We start from the raw sequence: 15,430 nt of genomic DNA on the forward strand, positions 1-15,430 counted from the left end.
GCCCGCGGGCTGATCAGGCTATTGAAGCGGTCCCTTCCTTTGCCCCACAGTTCTGAAAGGTACTCGTGATGAGTCGAGGCTTGATCGTCGTGGATGTGCAGAACGACTTCTGCGAAGGGGGGAGTGTTCCTGTCGCGGGAGGCGCGCGGATCGCTTCGGCGATCGCCGGTCTGGTTGAGCAGAGCGCGGGGCGCGACTACCAGTACGTCGTGGCCACCCGGGACCATCACATCGATCCGGGCAGCCACTTCTCCGAGACCCCGGACTTCCAGGACAGCTTCCCCGTCCACTGCGTGGCAGGAAACGAAGGCAGCGAATTCCACCCCCACTTCGCGCCTGTCGTCACGGACGGCAAGGTGCACGCCGTGTTCTTCAAGGGTGCCCGCTCTGCCTCGAAGAGCGGCTTCGAAGGCGCGGACTCGGAAGGAACCTCCCTGGCGGACTGGCTGCGTGCCCGTGGGGTCGAGGACGTCGACGTGGTGGGCATCGCGACGGATCACTGCGTGCGTGCGACCGCGCTGGACGCCGTCGCGGCGGGCTTCCGTGCGCGGGTACGTCTCGACTACTCGGTCGGGGTCGCCCCGCGCACAACAGCTGCCGCCCTGAACGACTTCCGCCAGGCAGGCGTGGACGTCTCCGGCGAGACACCCGTACCGGAACAGCCCTGACACCGGATTCGAGGCGCGACTTGCACCGACATCCCGCCAGCCCGGCTTCGGCCGTGTCCACCTGATCACCGGGCCGGACGCGGTGGGACGCCTCGCACGTGAGGTCTGGGACTACGAGCGCTACGCCGGACACCGCGTCCGGGAAGGAGCGCGGGGCACCAACGGCACCACGTACCCGTTCTGGCAACGCCACCGCTACACCCGCTCCGAGCGCTTCCCCCGGCTGCACTTCGGCAACATGAAGGAGCTCGACGAACCGCTCCAGCGAGCGTGCCGAGCTCCATGCGCCTGCTCGTCACCGCCGATGTCCCGACTACCGACGAGCCCCTCTACGTGCCGTGCCCACGACATCACCCGATGCGCCGCGTATCGGCCAGATCCCCGGACGTCCCACTGCAGCTCCCGGTACGACTTCCCACCCGCACGGGTGACGCCCGCCGGGCAGCAACGATTCTTCGCCGATCAGGGCTGGAGCATGAGGGGCATGATTCGTCCTCTGCGCCATATCACCACCTTCTTCGCGGCCGCCGCAGTGGTCGCCGGTCTCGCGGTCACCACCGCTCCCGCCACGGCCGCCACCTCCCACAGCCGCGTCGGCCGGGCCCCGGCTGCCCGCGACCTGCCGGAGGCGCCTGACGCCGCGAAGGCCCGCAAGCTATTTGCGAGCCTCGGCGTGGCCGACGAGGCAGTCGGCGTCATCTGCGGCACCGACCGCAGATCGGGGCTCACGGTGGGGACGGCCCGCGCCAGGGACTGCGCCACAGCGCTCCAGGTCGCGAGCGTCTACACGCGGAGGTGGAACAGCGGCGGCGAAGGGGCCGCGACCGTCCACGCCGCAGGATCCGTCTGGAGCTGTCGGGAACAGCCAGGTCCGTTGAATCCGTATCAGGAATGCGTCGAGACAGGCCGCACCGGTCGGTGGGTCACCCTGACGTCCTGATCAAGACGCCCGTCGCCGCTACGGGCCTGCTGGTCGCAGCGCTCGCCGATCGTCCAGACCTGCTTCGGAGGTGTGCTCATGATGTACGTCCGCATGCTCGTGGCGGCCGGCACTGGGTGATCCTGGTCGTGGCCGATGAGAACGACGTCCGTGGCTACTCCCGGGCGCAGTTCCCGCACTGGATCACCCGGTACGGCACCTGCGACACCCGCGAGGTCGTGCTTCGGCGCGATGGCCGGGACGCAGTGCAGGGCGACCAGTGCCGTGCCGTGTCCGGGATGTGGTACTCGGAGTGCGACGGGAAGACGGTCACCTCGGCCTCCGGAATCGACATCGACCACGTCGTCCCGCTCAAGGATGCGTGGAGGTCGGGGGCACCTGAGTGGTCGACGCCTGAGCGACGCGCCTTCGCGAACGACTTTGCGCCGCCAGCAGCTTCCACATCACCGCCGAGCGCTCGCACCACACCGCTGGCCTCACGCTCGAAGCCGTACTGACCGACGAGGCCGGCGACGTGTGCGTGGCCGCCGTGCCCGCGGACGACCTCGCACCTGGCCTCACCCTGCCGGTCCCGGCCGGGACCGGCTGTGGTCACCTCAGGACCCCTCCTTGGCCGTCTCCCGGCGCGGCAGGACCACAGGCACGGACAGCAACGCCCGGGCGACCCGGTACAGCAGCGAGATGATCACTGGTGCAACATCCCAGCCACCGCCGAGAGGTCTTGCACGCGAACTCCCACCTGCAGCAACGACTTTACGAGCCCCACACGACCCGGGCTTCGCCCGGCCCGGCGACACCAATTCTAATACCGGTATAGTAAGGCCGGTATAGTTATTGGTTGCGTGAGAAGGGCATCCCATGATCGAAATCCTCAACCCCACCCTGCTGGCCCGGGCAAAAACCACCGGCGCCCTGGTCGGTGACATCCTGCAGACACTGAAGAGCCGTAGCACGATCGGCACGAACCTTCTGGACATCGACCGGTGGGCCGAGAAAATGATCGTCGAGGCGGGAGCGTCGTCCTGCTACGTCGACTATGAGCCCTCCTTCGGACGCGGCCCGTTCGGCCACTACATCTGCACGGCCGTCAACGACGCCGTGCTCCACGGACGCCCGTACGACTACACGCTTACCGACGGCGATCTGCTGACACTCGACCTCGCCGTCTCCAAAGGCGGAGTCGCTGCCGACGCTGCCATCAGCTTCATCGTGGGCGACGCACATCCCCCAGAGAGCGTCGCGATGATCAGTGCAACCGAACGCGCGCTGGCCGCTGGGATCGCCGCTGCCGGGCCCGGGGCCCGCATCGGCGACATCTCCCATGCCATCGGCACAGTCCTCAGCAAGGCCGGGTACCCGATCAACACCGAGTTCGGAGGGCATGGCATCGGATCAACGATGCACCAGGACCCACACGTTGCGAACACCGGACGGCCTGGCCGTGGATACAAACTGCGCCCCGGGCTGCTGCTGGCACTGGAGCCGTGGGTCATGGCGGACACCGCTGAACTGGTCACTGATGCTGACGGGTGGACGCTCCGAAGTGCGACAGGCTGCCGGACAGCACACAGCGAGCACACGATCGCTATCACCGACGACGGAGCCGAAATCCTCACCTTGCCGAAGCAGACGCAGACTCAGACGCAGCCATGAGAAACGACCACCTTCCACCAACAGCAACCACCCTGACCAGAGCCGCATGGACGTGTTCAAGATTCGGGGTCAAGGCCCGTCCCGCTCATGTGTGGGCAGTTCGACGCGCGTGGCATGTGCCGGAGAGCCGGGTTCAGCAACCTTCGGCCTGCGACGATTCCCAGACCGAGCAGTCGTGGGCGAAGAGCACACGCCGTGGGTCGAACTCGGCGAGTCGCTCCAGCCAGCGCTGGTAGGGAGGAAGGGGCTGCTCCACGCCCTGGAGTGCCGCGTGACGGGCCAGTTGGTCGGATGCGAAATGGGAAGCGAAGTCGTGAGCCTGGCCGGCGAGGACTACTGTGCCGTCCGCCTGCCTGACGACCAGCGACTGATGCCCTTGAGTGTGTCCAGGCGTCGGAATGATCCAGGCTCCCGGCCAGACCTCGGTTTCGCCGGCTACTTCCTCGTAGGTTGCGCCGGGGAAGTCGATCAGTTCATCGAAGGTGTAGTTGCCCCGACGAGCGGTGGCCAGTTCGACGTCCTGAACCAGGATGGGCTTGCCGCCCAGGAGGGGGTTCCCGCCGCAGTGGTCGAAGTGCAGGTGGCAGTTCACGACCACGGAGATGTCATCAAGGGCAACTCCGGATTCTGACAGGGCATCCTGCAACGCCCGCCGTTGGGGTCGGTAGTGCGCTTCGGTTTCGGGGTCCGCGCTGCCGATGCCGGTATCGAAGAGGATCAACCCCTTGTCGTGTTGCACCAGGTAGGCAAGGACAGGTTCGACTCGGGGTTGTGGGCCGCCCGCCTCCGATGCAGGCCGGATGAAGTACCCGAGATCAAGTCGACGCACCGCCATGTTCTTCCCCATGTAGCCATCCTGGCAGGTCGTGCCTACACATGACCGGGACCCAGCCATACACGCCTGCAGAAGAGCGGGACTGCCTACACATCGCAGAGAGAGGACAACAGCGACGGGTGGCCATCAAGAGGCTGCTTGCTCTGCACGCTCATCCGAATGTCCGCCGCTGCTTCAAGGCCTCCCCTGAGGCGATCGCCGGACCTACCAGCCTGCTCGCGCCCGGCGACAGCCGACGCTGAGGCCCCTTTTCGGCGCGGACCGTTGCGGGCTGCGCGTCAGGATCAGCGTGGCCGGCGTTGCACGACGTCGGCAAGCACCGTGGTCACCAGCTTGTTGACGGTTGCCGTCGTCGGTGGGTCGGGGTCACGGTCTGCGAACAGGAGATGCCCGCCTCCGACCAAGGAGAGGGTGAGCGAGTCGGTGTCGGCGTCGGCCGAGATGCGGCCCATTGCGCGCTCGTCGGCCAGGTAAGCGGAGACCGCGGTCGTGACCTGGGCGAGGATCGCGATGCCGCCTCCGGGCCTGGCTTGCCGCAGCCGCGCGCGCAACTCGTCCCGGAAAGTGATGAGCGGGATGATCGCCACGGGAACCGGTCCGAACAGGGTGATCAGCGCGCCGGTGAGGTTATCAGCCACGTTTCCGGTGCCGACAGTCTCGCGCAGCGCATGCGCTTGCGTCTCAAGCTGTGCGGCCCGGTCGAGCACGAGCTCGGTGAGGAAAGCGTCGAAGTCGGTGAAGTGCCGGTGCAGGACGCCTTTGGCGCAGACTGCCTCGTCGGTGACGGCCCGGCTGGTCAGCCCGTTCGGGCCATCCCGCAGCAGCACGCGTTCGGCGGCGTCGAACAGCTGCTGCCGAGCGTCGCGAAGGTGTACTCCGGTCGGCACTTACAGATCCTCTCGTGCGCCAGGCTCCTGGCATCCGTTGGCCTATGGGCGCTTGCCCACTAAAGTGAACGCATGCCCACTCTACCGCGAGAGCAACCAGAGCCGGCGCAACCGCATCAGGCTCGACAGCTGGCCGAGTCTTTCGGCACGGATGCGCAACGCTACGACCAGGCCCGACCGGGCTATCCCGATGGCCTGGTGGCGCGTATCGTCGCCGGGAGCCCGGGGCCTGACGTGCTCGACGTCGGCTGCGGCACGGGCATCGCGGCCCGTCAATTCCAGGCCGCCGGTTGCGTCGTACTCGGTGTCGAGCCGGATGCGCGGATGGCCGACTTCGTGCAAGCACGCGGCCTGCAGGTCGAGGTGGCAACCTTCGAAGCCTGGGAGCCGGCTGGTCGAGTGTTCGACGCATTGATCGCCGCTCAGTCATGGCACTGGGTCGACCCGGTCGCCGGCGCCGTGAAGGCGGCCCAGGTGCTGCGTCCGAACGGGCGCCTGGCGATCTTCGGGCACGTATTCGAGCCGCCTGCCGAGGTGGCCGAGCCGTTCGCGGCTGCTTACCGTCGGGTGGCGCCCGACTCCCCGATCAGCAATCAGCCGGCGCGACGTCCGCTGGACATGTACCGAGCGGGGTACGCGAAGATCGCCGACAAGATCCGCGAGACCGAGCAGTTCGACGACCCGGAACAGTGGCGATTCGGCTGGGAGCAGTCCTACACGCGCGACCAATGGCTGGGCCTGCTCCCCACTACCGGCGGCCTCACCCGGCTTCGTCCCGATCAGCTGGCCGAGATACTGGGCGCGGTCGGCCATGCTATCGACGCTCTGGGTGGCCGCTTCACGATGCACTACACCACTTTGGCGACCACCGCCGTACGCGCCGGCACCCCTTGATCCGCTGCCACACGGTCGCGCGGGCCCGCGCACGTTACTCGTCCTCGGAAGCGCCCGGATCACGCAGCGGGCGCAGACCCCCGGGCAGCTCGGGGAGCTGGAAGAAGTACCGGCCGAGCATGTTGATGTGATGCCGCACGAACGGCGAGAGGCAGGGCCACGTCCTCATCGTGGACGTCCAAGCCGTCCGTACGCAACTGGTTCACCGCGGCGTCCATGTACCGAGTGTTGAACAGTACGAGCGCGTTGAGGACCAAGCCCAGGGCGCCGATCTGGTCTTATCCGAACTGGCTAAGGGCTGTCCCGTCATCCCTGGTGGATCAGCGCGCGGCGTCAGATGCGGTGCATCGCAAGGCGGAGGGGCGCCCGCATACTGGCTGTATTCGGGCGTTCCGACAACGCGGCGAGGTGCCGTAGCTGTCGTCGTACGCCCGCCAGGGACTACGGGACAGCCCTTAGAGAGCCGTGCCGGTGCCGCTGTCGGTTGCGCGGCGCCTGCGTGCCGCCGCCACGAGGCCCGCGCCGGTCAGGATGCTCACGCCCGCGAGTGCGCCCAGGGAGGCCAGGACCACGGTGCTGGTACCCGTCGGGGCCATCGGCGAGTCCGGCGGTGTCCGGTCTCCGGCGGCCTGCCGGATCAGATCGGCGACGACGTCGGGGTGCGAGATCATCGCGGCGTGGGAGGAGTCCACCTCGACGGTGTGCGATGTGGCGCGCTTGGCCTCGAATCGTTCGAGATCCGGGGCGATGGCCTTGTCCCGGGTGGCGACCAGCGCCCAGGACGGGATGGTCCGCCAGGCCGCCGCAGTCGCCTTTTCCATGAACGCGGCTCCGCTGATGGGGTGTTGGGCAGCGGCCAGCGCGGCCGCGGTGTCCGACGGCACGTCCGCCGCGAAGACGTCGTGGAACTTCTCGGACCGGATGTACAGGTCGGTGCCCTCCTTGCCGTCGGAGCCCAGGGACGGCACCGGCTTCAGGGCCGTGTTCAGGTCGCTGCCCGCGAACTTCGTGCCCAGATCCGCGAGCCTCTCCCCCTTGTCCGGCATGAACGCGGACACGTACACCAGCGATTTGACGTTCGGGTTCCCGGCGGCGGCGTCGCCGATCACCGCACCACCGTAGGAATGCCCGGCCAGCACGATCGGTCCCTTGATGGTCTTCAGGACGTCGGCAAGGTACGCGGAGTCACCGGCGAGCCCGCGCAGCGGATTGGCCGGGACCGTGACCTGGTACCCGTGACGTTTCAGTCGTTCCACCACGCCGTTCCAGCCCGAGGCATCGGCGAACGCGCCGTGCACCAGCACCACCGTGGGCTTGGCGCCGGCCGGATCGCCGCCGTCGGCTGCGGCGGCGGGTACCGGGGCCGCAGCCAGGGCGGCCGTGGTGAGCGCGGCCGCGAGGGCCTGCGCGCGACGCCCGCGTATCCGTCTCCGCGGGGCGAGGAAGGTCGAGACGGTCATGCTGTTCTCTCTTCGTCGTGGAAGGGTTGGTTGGGCTCAGCGTCGCCAGGGCCGGCCGGAACAGCGCGACACGAGGAGCAGGAGAGTGAAGACCGCCGACGTTCGAGTGAGAAGTGAGCGACGCGGAGTGACGAGACGGAAGGGTCCTGCCGCTCCTCGTACACCGTGGTGACCGTCCCACGAGGGGCGGTGGCGGACCGGGTGAGGTATTCCGGAATCATGGTGTCCCGGCGATTCCTGCAATCGTTCCGCGAGTCCGGAAGACGCAGGAACTCACTCGTGGCGGTGCCGTTCGCGCTGATCGCCCTCGTCACGGTGGTGGACATCGTCACGCCGCCGGATGTCCATCTCGGCCCGTTCCTGGTGGCGGCACCCGCGCTGGCCGCCTCGTTCTCCGGGCCGCACATGACGGCGTGCGTCGGCGCCGTCGCCGTGCTGGCCCAGTCCGTGGTGGCCGCCGGGCACACCGGAGTCAGCGACCTCAACCACACCTATCAGATCGTCGCGCTCATCCTCATCTCCGCCTTCGTCACCTTCTTCGCCCACCTGAGAGAACGCAACGCGCTGGCGGTGACGCAGTTGCGTTCGGTGGCCGAGGCGGCGCAGCGTGTGGTGCTGCGGCCGCTGCCGGTACGAAGTGGCCCGCTGCGCATCGCCTCGGTCTATCTGGCGGCGGAGGCGGAGGCGCAGATCGGGGGCGATCTCTACGCGGCCGCCCGCACCGGCGACGGCACCCGGCTGATCATCGGTGATGTGCGTGGCAAGGGGCTGTCCGCGATCGGTGAGGCAGCGAGCGTGCTGGGTGCCTTCCACGCGCTGTCCCGCCAGGAGTCGCGGCTGCCGGATCTGGTGGCGCGTCTGGAGGCGAGCGTCGCACCGGCCCAGAACTTCGCCGTTCACGGCGGGGACGGGGACGACGACGAGGATCTCGCGGAGTCCTTCGTCACCGCGGCCGTTCTCGACGTCCCCGATGACGGCGCCGAGCTCCACCTGGTCAGCTGCGGTCATCCACCGCCACTGCTGCTGCGGGGTGGCGAGGCGATCCCGCTCCATGTACGGACGCCGTCCCCGCCGCTCGGTCTGGCGCACCTGGTGGTCACCGAACACATGACGGAGACGTTCACCTTCGGCGTCGGTGACACCCTGCTGCTGTACACGGACGGTGTCATAGAGTCCCGGGACCGGTCGGGGGTCTTCTACCCGCTCCGGGAACGGGCCGCGTCGCGGTGCGGCCAGGCCCCGGAACGCCTGCTGAAGTCGCTCTGCGCCGACCTCGTCCGCCACGCGGGCGGCCGCCTGGGCGACGACGCGGCACTGGTCGCCATCGAACGTCTCCCTGCTCAGGGATGACCCCCATCGGCCTCTGCGCGGGCGGCCCGCGGCCCGCGCCGCCTCAGTTCTGGCCGCCTCGCAGCCGGCGCGACACGGCGCGCAGCCAGGGGTGGCGTTCGTGCACGTGCGCCGAACGCCGGTCGAGCTCCTTGCCCAGGCGTTCCGTGCGCTTGTCGATGTCGAGCTCGTCCAGGATCCGGTCCACTTCGGCGAGCAGGGCTCCGTGCAACTGCCACTGTCCGGGGTGTTCCTGAACAGCCTCAAGAAGCAGGACCGCCACCCGGTTGCGGGTCGTGCGGCTGACGGCGAGTGCGCGGGCCAGCCGGTCCTCCGCCTCCTCGGCGTTCTCCGCGACCGGAGTGGTGATCAGCTCCGAGAAGCTCTCGACGGCTCCGGCCATCTGCCCGAACAGCTCCTTCAGGGGTGCGGCGACGTCGGCGGGGAACAGCGTCTCCTCGGTACGGGCCTTGGCCAGGTCGGTCAGCGTGCGGGACAGCACCCGCAGCACCACGGCGCAGATCTCCAGGGTGTCCAGACCGGTGCGCAGCACGACCCGGTACAGCAGTCCCTGCCGGACGCGGGGATTGAGCGTGAGGCCTTCCTCGGCCTGCCGGAGCGAGGCGTCGACCTCCACGATGTCGTGGTCCAGCCGGCGGGCCTCGTGGAGCCGGTCGGCCGCCCGCTGGACCGAGATGTGCCCCGTGACGTCGTCCCCCATGGCTCGGAACATGTGTCCCATCGCCCGGGCCAGGCTGTCGATGGAGGCTCCCGCGGGCTGTACCCACACCGGTGGTGCGAAGAGCAGGTTGAACAGCAGTCCCACGCCCGCGCCGATCAGGGTCTCCAGCACGCGGTCCCACGCGGTGGACGCGACCTGCGAGACGCCCAGGACGAGCATCGCGCTGATCGCCACCTCGGGGACGAACTCGTCGACCCGCACCAGCCGCCCGATGATCAGCGAGGCGAAGATCGTCAGTCCGAGGCTCCACCAGCTGAGGCCGACCAGGGCGCTGAGCGCGGTGGCGATCAGCACCCCGACCACGACCGAGTTCACCCGGCGGATCCCGGTGGTGAGGGTCGCGTAGAGGGTGACCTGTACGACGAGGAGGGCGGTGAGCGGTGCCGTGAGCGGTGCGGGGTGCGGCAGCGTCCACACCGCTACGACGTAGGCGATGACGGCGGCTGCCGTGGAGCGCAGGGTCTGCGCCCCGACGGGTTCGGTCGTACGCCGGACAAGTTTGATCACGGGCTCGGACACGGATACTGCTGGCATCTCTGTCCCATGCCCGCCCGCACGTCGTCACACCGCGTCGACGCACCGAACCCCACCGTACGGCCGTGCCCGTACGGTGGGATGCGCCAAAGGCGCGGCTGCCGCACCTGTCGCGTTCGGGAACGCGGATCGAGGGTGTCGATCAGTTCCGCGCACGTGGCGATGGCCCCCGTCTCGTCGGCCTGGCGTGCGGCCCGCGCCCGGTACGAGGGGTCCTTGAGCACCAGTTCGACGGCGGACCGGATCGGAGATGTCGTCGGCGCCGAGCACCGCCGTATCGTCCGCCGGACCGCCGGTCGGGGTGACGGCGAGTCCCGCGCCCGCCTCGGTGACCAGCCGGGTGTTCACCGGCCGGTCGGCGAAGAGGGGGACGCAGACCAGCGGGACGCCTACGGCTGTTCCCGGGCACGAGTGCCGCTTCGAGTCCCGGTGGCGCGACGACGAGGACATCGTCGCTCCGTGCCGTGCACGTGTCGATGAGGGGGACCAGCGGGTGGAGGTGGCCCGCGCCGCTGGTCGAGGCGAAAAGTCACACACGGGCCGAGAAGTACGCACATGGGCCGAGCCAGGGAGGCCCCGCCGCTTTGCCACAGCCCCACTTTCCTTCTGTTCCGGGCGCGTCAGCTCGCGAAGCCCACGTGCACGTGGTCGTGATGGGTGGCGTCGGTGAAGAACTGATTCGCGGTGGCGCCCCCGGTGAGCTGGATCGGTCCGCCGACGTTGTACGAGCCGGCCGCTGCCGCGTCCCGCATGAACGATTCGGTCAGCCGGCGCGGGGTGGCCGGATCGACGACCTCGTGCCCGTCGATCCGCCATACGTCGAAGGCGCGGCCCGGTGGGTGGTCGCTGGGCCGGTCGGTGCCGAACACGTACAACGGATGTCCGGAGCGGAACACGGTGATGTCCATCCGGTAGGCACCGGCCAGTCGCAGCAGGGCCCGTAGGACGGTCGGGTGGATGTGCCCGCTGCGGATGTCGGCCTCCGCCGCGGGCGGCAGGCCGATCCGCGGGTCGTCCAGCACCTGCCGCGCCGCCGCGGGCAGCGACGTGGCGGCGGCGCCGGGGCGGCCCGGGTGGAGCGCGGTGACCTCCCAGCGGGGCCGCGCCCGGCTCAGGCGTACGTCGACGGTCGTACCGCCCGCGTGCCCGGGGGTCCACTGGCGGCAAACCACGATCACACTGGCCGTGTCCGCCAGAATCCCGCCGTACTGCGCGTCGATCACCTGGAGCGCGGCCTCGTGCGCGTCGGGCCGTAACGGGCCCGCCGAGTCCACCAGTGACGGTGCCGCCCCCAGCGCGGCCACCCGCCTCTTCGCCGCGGCGGCGCTCCCCTGCCCGGCGGGCCACGCGCCGATCGCCTCCACCACTTGTACGGCGCGGAGTTTCACGTCGGGGTCCACGTCGTCGCGGTCGGGACGCCAGGCCGTGGTCGTGGGCAGCGGCGACGAGGAGGACCGCGGCGGGGACGCGGATGTCGACGGTCCGGCCGCTGTGCGGGAGGTTGCCGAACAGCCCGCGGTTCCCACGAGCAGACCACCGGTGCCGAGCAGCAGGGAGCGTCGGCCGAGTGGTTGGCGCATACGATCGCCCCGTTCCCGTTCGGGGCCCGCGTCACGGGGACGGGTGCCCGTACAGATGTCGATGGTCCGCCACCGGACTCAGCGTCGCCGGGGCCGGCGGTGACGGCGCGGCTTCGACAGCAACGGAGTGACGCGGACCGGCCGCCCGGGTGAGCGTCGGCCCCGGCGCCCACCCGGGCGGGGCGGTGCTGCACCGCGTCGGCTTTCTGTGGTCAGGGCTGGGGGTCGAGCGTGCGGCAGGCCTTCTGGAGTGCGAGCCGGCGGCTGGGGTCGTCCAGGTCCACGCCGAGCCGGTCGCGGGCCTGCCTCAGCCGGCTGGCGACGGTGTTGCGGTGCAGTCCCAGGACTCGGGCGGTGGCCGCCGCCGAACCGCCGTTCTCCAGGAAGACACGCAGCGTGGTCAGCAGGTGGGTGTGCTCGGCCGAACGCAGCGGGGCGAGCGCGGTCTCGGCGAAGGCCCGGGTGATGTCGGACTGCTGCCAGGCGGCGAGCAGCCGGCTGACGCCCAGTTCATCGGTGTGCTCCACCGCCGGCCGGAACTCCCGGGCCCGGGCCAGATGGGCGGCGTTGCGCGCCTCGGTCAGGGTGTCCGCCAGGCCGCCCGGCCCCTGGTGCGGCCAGCCGATACCGGCCACCGGCCGCCACTGCGTGGGCAGTCCCGCCAGCACGAGGCGCAGCACCCGCACCAGGCGGCGGGCCTCGTCGGGGGCGGGTTCACGGGTGCTGCTCGTCCAGGCTGCCCAGCCGCCTTCCCGCTCGGCGACCACGTGCACGTCCACACCGTGCCGGGCCAGTGCCGCGCTCAATTGCTCGGGTACGGCGCCCGGGTGATCGAAGGCGTTCCGGTTCTCGCAGCGCAGGTGGAAGCCGACGTGCCAGTCCTCCAGCCGCCAGCCGAGCGAGAGGGCCGGGCGCGCTCCACGGCGTCCCGGCTGACGGTGGCGCGGTCGGTGGTGACCTCGTCCAGCAGCCGTTCGCGCAGCACGGTGTCGTGGTCGGCCCGGGTGCGTTCGGCGGCCAGCCAGGAGCGGACGAAGGGCTCCAGCACGGCCAGGCCCAGGGCCACGGTGTCGGCGCGGCCCTCGTCGGCCCGCTCGAAGGGCCATCCGGGACCACCGCACCGAGCGTGATCGCGAGTACGCGTTCCAGAAGGTCATGCCGAAGCCGGGCGTGGCGCCGATGAGAAAGCTGGCCGGCGAGCTGAGCTGGCCGAACCTCTGGGTGGCAACCGAGAACCAGTGGTAACGCGCTGCGCCGGGGACGCGGGTGAGCGCGTAGTCGTCTTGTGCTGCGGAGGACGCCATGGGGGCTCCGAGACGTTGGAAGGGGAGCGGTTCCGGCGAGGCCAGAACCCCTGCCGCACCCCGTCATCGTGCACTGTGCACTCTCCGCCGCGAGGAAGAAGGCAGCATGCACAGGTGGGATCCGGCCACCCTTTCGGCTCAGGCCCGGCCGGCACAACCGCAGTGCGGACCGCCCCGGTCGGGCCGGGCACACCGCACTGTCGACCGCTCCGCGCAGGGCAGGTCGCACCTTGTGCGGGACGGGCGGCGCTCGCAGCCTGAAGCCCACGCCGTTCCCGCCGCCTGGAGGTGCTGTGAAGCTCACCGTCGTGATCCCCGTCATCAGCGACGCGTTCACCGAAGAGGTCCGCAAGGAGGTCGCCGGCTGGGCCGCACCCGGCACCGAGATCGACGTGCGCCGCATCGCCCGGGGCACCGCCTCCATCGAGTCCGAGTACGACGAGGCCCTGGCCGGGCCCGGCATCCTGGAGACTGTCAAGGAAGCCGCCGAGGACGGCGCGGACGCGGTTTTCATCAGCTGCTTCGGCGACCCGGGTGTGCACGCCGCCCGCGAGATCGTGGACATCCCGGTCGTCGGCGGTTTCGAACCGGCCGTTCTGACCTCGCTGGCGCTCGGCGAGAAGGCGGGCGTGATCACCGTTCTGCCGAACGTGCTGCCCATGCTGCACGGCCTCGTGCGCCGCTACGGACTCACCGGGCGGCTCGGCCCGATCCGGGTGGTGGACATCCCCGTCCTGGAGCTCACCGACCCGGAGCGGCTGGTGGACCGGCTGGCCGAGCAGGCCCGCGAGGCCGTGGCCCGGCGGGAGGCCGACGTGATCGTGCTCGGCTGCACCGGCATGATCGGCGTGGCCGCCGCGCTCCAGGAACGGCTGGCGCAGGACGGCCCGTTCGTCCCGGTGGTCGACCCCACCGGTGCGGCGGTCACCTGGCTGGAGTCCCAGGTACGGCTCGGGGTGCGGCCCAGCCGCACCACCTACATGCCCCCTCCCCGGAAGGACCGCAGCATCTGACGCTCCGTCCCCACGAAGTGGCCCCCGCGGTCGTCGGCCCCGCGCTCCCTGCCCGGCAGCGGCGAGTCCGCCGCGCCCGGGTACGGCAACCCGCGCCCTACGGGGACTCCGGGGGCCTCCGTACGGTGGAACCTGCCTCGTCCCCTCGCTTCCAGGAGCACGCATGACCTTCGACGTCGACGCTGTCCGCGCCCAGATCCCCGCCCTGAAGGCGGGCTCCGCCCGGTTCGACGCCCCCGGCGGCACCCAGACACCGCAACCGGTGATCGACGCCATAGCGGACGCACTGGCCAACCCGCTCGCCAACCGGGGACATGTCACCGAGGGCGAACGCAACGCGGAGGCGGTCGTGATCCGCGCCCGCCGCGCGCTGGCCGACCTGCTGGGCGCCGATCCACGGGGCATCGTGTTCGGCCGCAGCTCCACCCAGCTCGCCTACGACCTGTCCCGCACCCTGGCGAAGAACTGGGGCCCGGGCGACGAAGTGGTCGTCAGCAGTCTCGACCACGACTCCAACATCCGCCCCTGGATCCAGGCGGCCGAGGCCGCGGGCGCCACGGTCCGCTGGGCGGAGTTCGACCCGGCCACCGGTGAACTGACGGCCGATGACATCGCCGCCGTACTCTCGGCGCGCACCCGCCTGGTCGCCGTGACCGCGGCGTCGAACCTGATCGGTACGCGCCCCGACATTCCCGCCGTTGCCGACGTGGTGCACCGGGCAGGGGCGCTGTTGCACGTCGACGCGGTGCACTACGCCTCGCACGCCGCCGTCGATCTGCGCGGTCTCGGAGCCGACTTCCTGGTCTGCTCGCCGTACAAATTCCTCGGCCCCCACCTGGGCGTGCTGGCGAGCCGTCCCGAGTTGCTGGAGACGCTGCGGCCGGACAAGCTGCTGCCCTCCACCGACGCGGTTCCCGAGCGCTTCGAACTGGGCACCCTGCCGTACGAACTGCTGGCCGGGGCCGCTGCGGCGGTGGACTTCCTCGCCACGCTCGCCCCCGGGACCGACGGCAGCCGGCGGGAACGGCTGCTCGCCGCCTTCGCGGCGGTCGAGGCCCATGAGGACGCCCTGCGGGCCCGTATGGAAGAGGGACTGGCGGACCTCGGTGGCATCACCGTGCACTCCCGGGCCGCGCACCGTACGCCCACCCTGCTGCTGACCCTGGCGGGCCGCAGCGCCACCGCCGCCTCGCGGTACTTGGCGGAGCGGGACATCGTCGCCCCGGCCGGATCCTTCTACGCGCTGGAGGCTTCCCGCCGCCTCGGGCTCGGGGAGGCGGGTGGAGTACGGATCGGCCTGGCGCCCTACAACAGCGAAGAGGACGTCGACCGCCTGCTGGACGCCCTCTCCGGCCTTCTCCGCACCGCGCCCGCCGACGACTGACCCGGCCGTACCGGTGGACCCGGCCCCGCTGCGAAACACGCTGGTCGACGCGGTGCCGGAGGTGCTCAGGCGATGAAGGGGCGGTCGTAGGGGGCAATGGGGGCCGGGAGCACCGTGGAGCCGCTCAGATAGCGGTCCGTCGCGGCGGCGACGGACCGTCCCTCCGCGATGGCCCACACCACGAGGGACTGGCCGCGGCCCGCGTCA

At 70.3% G+C, this 15,430-nt stretch carries 15 protein-coding genes and 1 pseudogene; 7 read left to right on the forward strand and 9 right to left on the reverse strand.

Annotated features, from left to right (window positions below):
* Positions 1–68 precede the first annotated feature (68 nt).
* Together ACFU8Q_RS28500 and ACFU8Q_RS28505 are read left to right on the forward strand one after the other, a co-directional pair.
* Positions 69–668 carry an isochorismatase family protein gene (locus tag ACFU8Q_RS28500; RefSeq protein ID WP_384458818.1) on the forward strand — a complete coding sequence of 200 codons (600 nt, stop codon included), beginning with the start codon at positions 69–71 and terminating at the stop codon, positions 666–668.
* Positions 669–1,152: 484 nt separating this feature from the next.
* Complete coding sequence (locus tag ACFU8Q_RS28505) at positions 1,153–1,608, forward strand: hypothetical protein (RefSeq protein ID WP_384458820.1); 456 nt, start codon at positions 1,153–1,155, stop codon at positions 1,606–1,608.
* 154 nt (positions 1,609–1,762) lie between these two features.
* On the opposite strand, the gene ACFU8Q_RS28510 is transcribed toward ACFU8Q_RS28505, so the two are convergent.
* The gene (locus tag ACFU8Q_RS28510) at positions 1,763–2,203 is read right to left on the reverse strand and encodes a hypothetical protein (protein WP_384458823.1); all 441 of its coding nucleotides are present in this window, start codon (positions 2,201–2,203) and stop codon (positions 1,763–1,765) included.
* Positions 2,204–2,466: 263 nt separating this feature from the next.
* Here ACFU8Q_RS28510 and map point away from each other — a divergent pair, with 263 nt between their 5' ends.
* The gene (map, locus tag ACFU8Q_RS28515; protein WP_384458826.1) at positions 2,467–3,261 is read left to right on the forward strand and encodes a type I methionyl aminopeptidase; all 795 of its coding nucleotides are present in this window, start codon (positions 2,467–2,469) and stop codon (positions 3,259–3,261) included.
* A 133-nt stretch (positions 3,262–3,394) separates the two neighbouring features.
* Here map and ACFU8Q_RS28520 read toward each other — a convergent pair whose 3' ends face one another.
* Complete coding sequence (locus ACFU8Q_RS28520; protein ID WP_384458829.1) at positions 3,395–4,108, reverse strand: N-acyl homoserine lactonase family protein; 714 nt, start codon at positions 4,106–4,108, stop codon at positions 3,395–3,397.
* A 272-nt stretch (positions 4,109–4,380) separates the two neighbouring features.
* Positions 4,381–4,983, reverse strand: coding sequence for a TetR/AcrR family transcriptional regulator (locus tag ACFU8Q_RS28525; protein WP_384458832.1), 603 nt, complete (start codon positions 4,981–4,983; stop codon positions 4,381–4,383).
* Between the two features lie 72 nt (positions 4,984–5,055).
* Here ACFU8Q_RS28525 and ACFU8Q_RS28530 point away from each other — a divergent pair, with 72 nt between their 5' ends.
* Positions 5,056–5,877, forward strand: a complete 822-nt coding sequence (locus ACFU8Q_RS28530) for a class I SAM-dependent methyltransferase (protein ID WP_384458835.1) — start codon at positions 5,056–5,058, stop codon at positions 5,875–5,877.
* 34 nt (positions 5,878–5,911) lie between these two features.
* Here the strand turns inward: ACFU8Q_RS28530 and ACFU8Q_RS28535 are convergent.
* Positions 5,912–6,155, reverse strand: a pseudogene (locus tag ACFU8Q_RS28535) (Tn3 family transposase); the annotation flags it as partial.
* Between the two features lie 177 nt (positions 6,156–6,332).
* Positions 6,333–7,337, reverse strand: coding sequence for an alpha/beta fold hydrolase (locus ACFU8Q_RS28540; protein WP_384458838.1), 1,005 nt, complete (start codon positions 7,335–7,337; stop codon positions 6,333–6,335).
* 279 nt (positions 7,338–7,616) lie between these two features.
* Here ACFU8Q_RS28540 and ACFU8Q_RS28545 point away from each other — a divergent pair, with 279 nt between their 5' ends.
* On the forward strand, positions 7,617–8,687 hold the full coding sequence (locus ACFU8Q_RS28545) for a PP2C family protein-serine/threonine phosphatase (RefSeq protein WP_384458841.1): 1,071 nt from the start codon (positions 7,617–7,619) through the stop codon (positions 8,685–8,687).
* Positions 8,688–8,730: 43 nt separating this feature from the next.
* On the opposite strand, the gene ACFU8Q_RS28550 is transcribed toward ACFU8Q_RS28545, so the two are convergent.
* The 4 genes from ACFU8Q_RS28550 to ACFU8Q_RS28565 all read right to left on the reverse strand — a co-directional run bounded on the left by ACFU8Q_RS28550 (position 8,731) and on the right by ACFU8Q_RS28565 (position 12,588).
* Positions 8,731–9,942: an aromatic acid exporter family protein gene (locus tag ACFU8Q_RS28550; protein ID WP_384458844.1), complete on the reverse strand. Its 1,212-nt coding sequence runs from the start codon at positions 9,940–9,942 to the stop codon at positions 8,731–8,733.
* 620 nt (positions 9,943–10,562) lie between these two features.
* A complete protein-coding gene (locus ACFU8Q_RS28555) occupies positions 10,563–11,522 on the reverse strand; it encodes a hypothetical protein (protein WP_384458847.1) in 960 nt (319 codons plus the stop codon).
* A gap of 212 nt (positions 11,523–11,734) precedes the next feature.
* Positions 11,735–12,409: a PucR family transcriptional regulator gene (locus ACFU8Q_RS28560; RefSeq protein WP_384458856.1), complete on the reverse strand. Its 675-nt coding sequence runs from the start codon at positions 12,407–12,409 to the stop codon at positions 11,735–11,737.
* Positions 12,325–12,588, reverse strand: a complete 264-nt coding sequence (locus ACFU8Q_RS28565; RefSeq protein ID WP_384458859.1) for a hypothetical protein — start codon at positions 12,586–12,588, stop codon at positions 12,325–12,327. The genes ACFU8Q_RS28560 and ACFU8Q_RS28565 overlap by 85 nt, the downstream gene beginning before the upstream one ends.
* A 531-nt stretch (positions 12,589–13,119) precedes the next feature.
* Here ACFU8Q_RS28565 and ACFU8Q_RS28570 point away from each other — a divergent pair.
* On the forward strand, positions 13,120–13,839 hold the full coding sequence (locus ACFU8Q_RS28570) for an aspartate/glutamate racemase family protein (protein WP_384458850.1): 720 nt from the start codon (positions 13,120–13,122) through the stop codon (positions 13,837–13,839).
* Between the two features lie 163 nt (positions 13,840–14,002).
* Complete coding sequence (locus ACFU8Q_RS28575) at positions 14,003–15,223, forward strand: cysteine desulfurase-like protein (RefSeq protein ID WP_384458853.1); 1,221 nt, start codon at positions 14,003–14,005, stop codon at positions 15,221–15,223.
* Positions 15,224–15,430: the final 207 nt, after the last annotated feature.

This window comes from Streptomyces sp. NPDC057543 (assembly GCF_042801895.1).
Classification (GTDB): domain Bacteria; phylum Actinomycetota; class Actinomycetes; order Streptomycetales; family Streptomycetaceae; genus Streptomyces.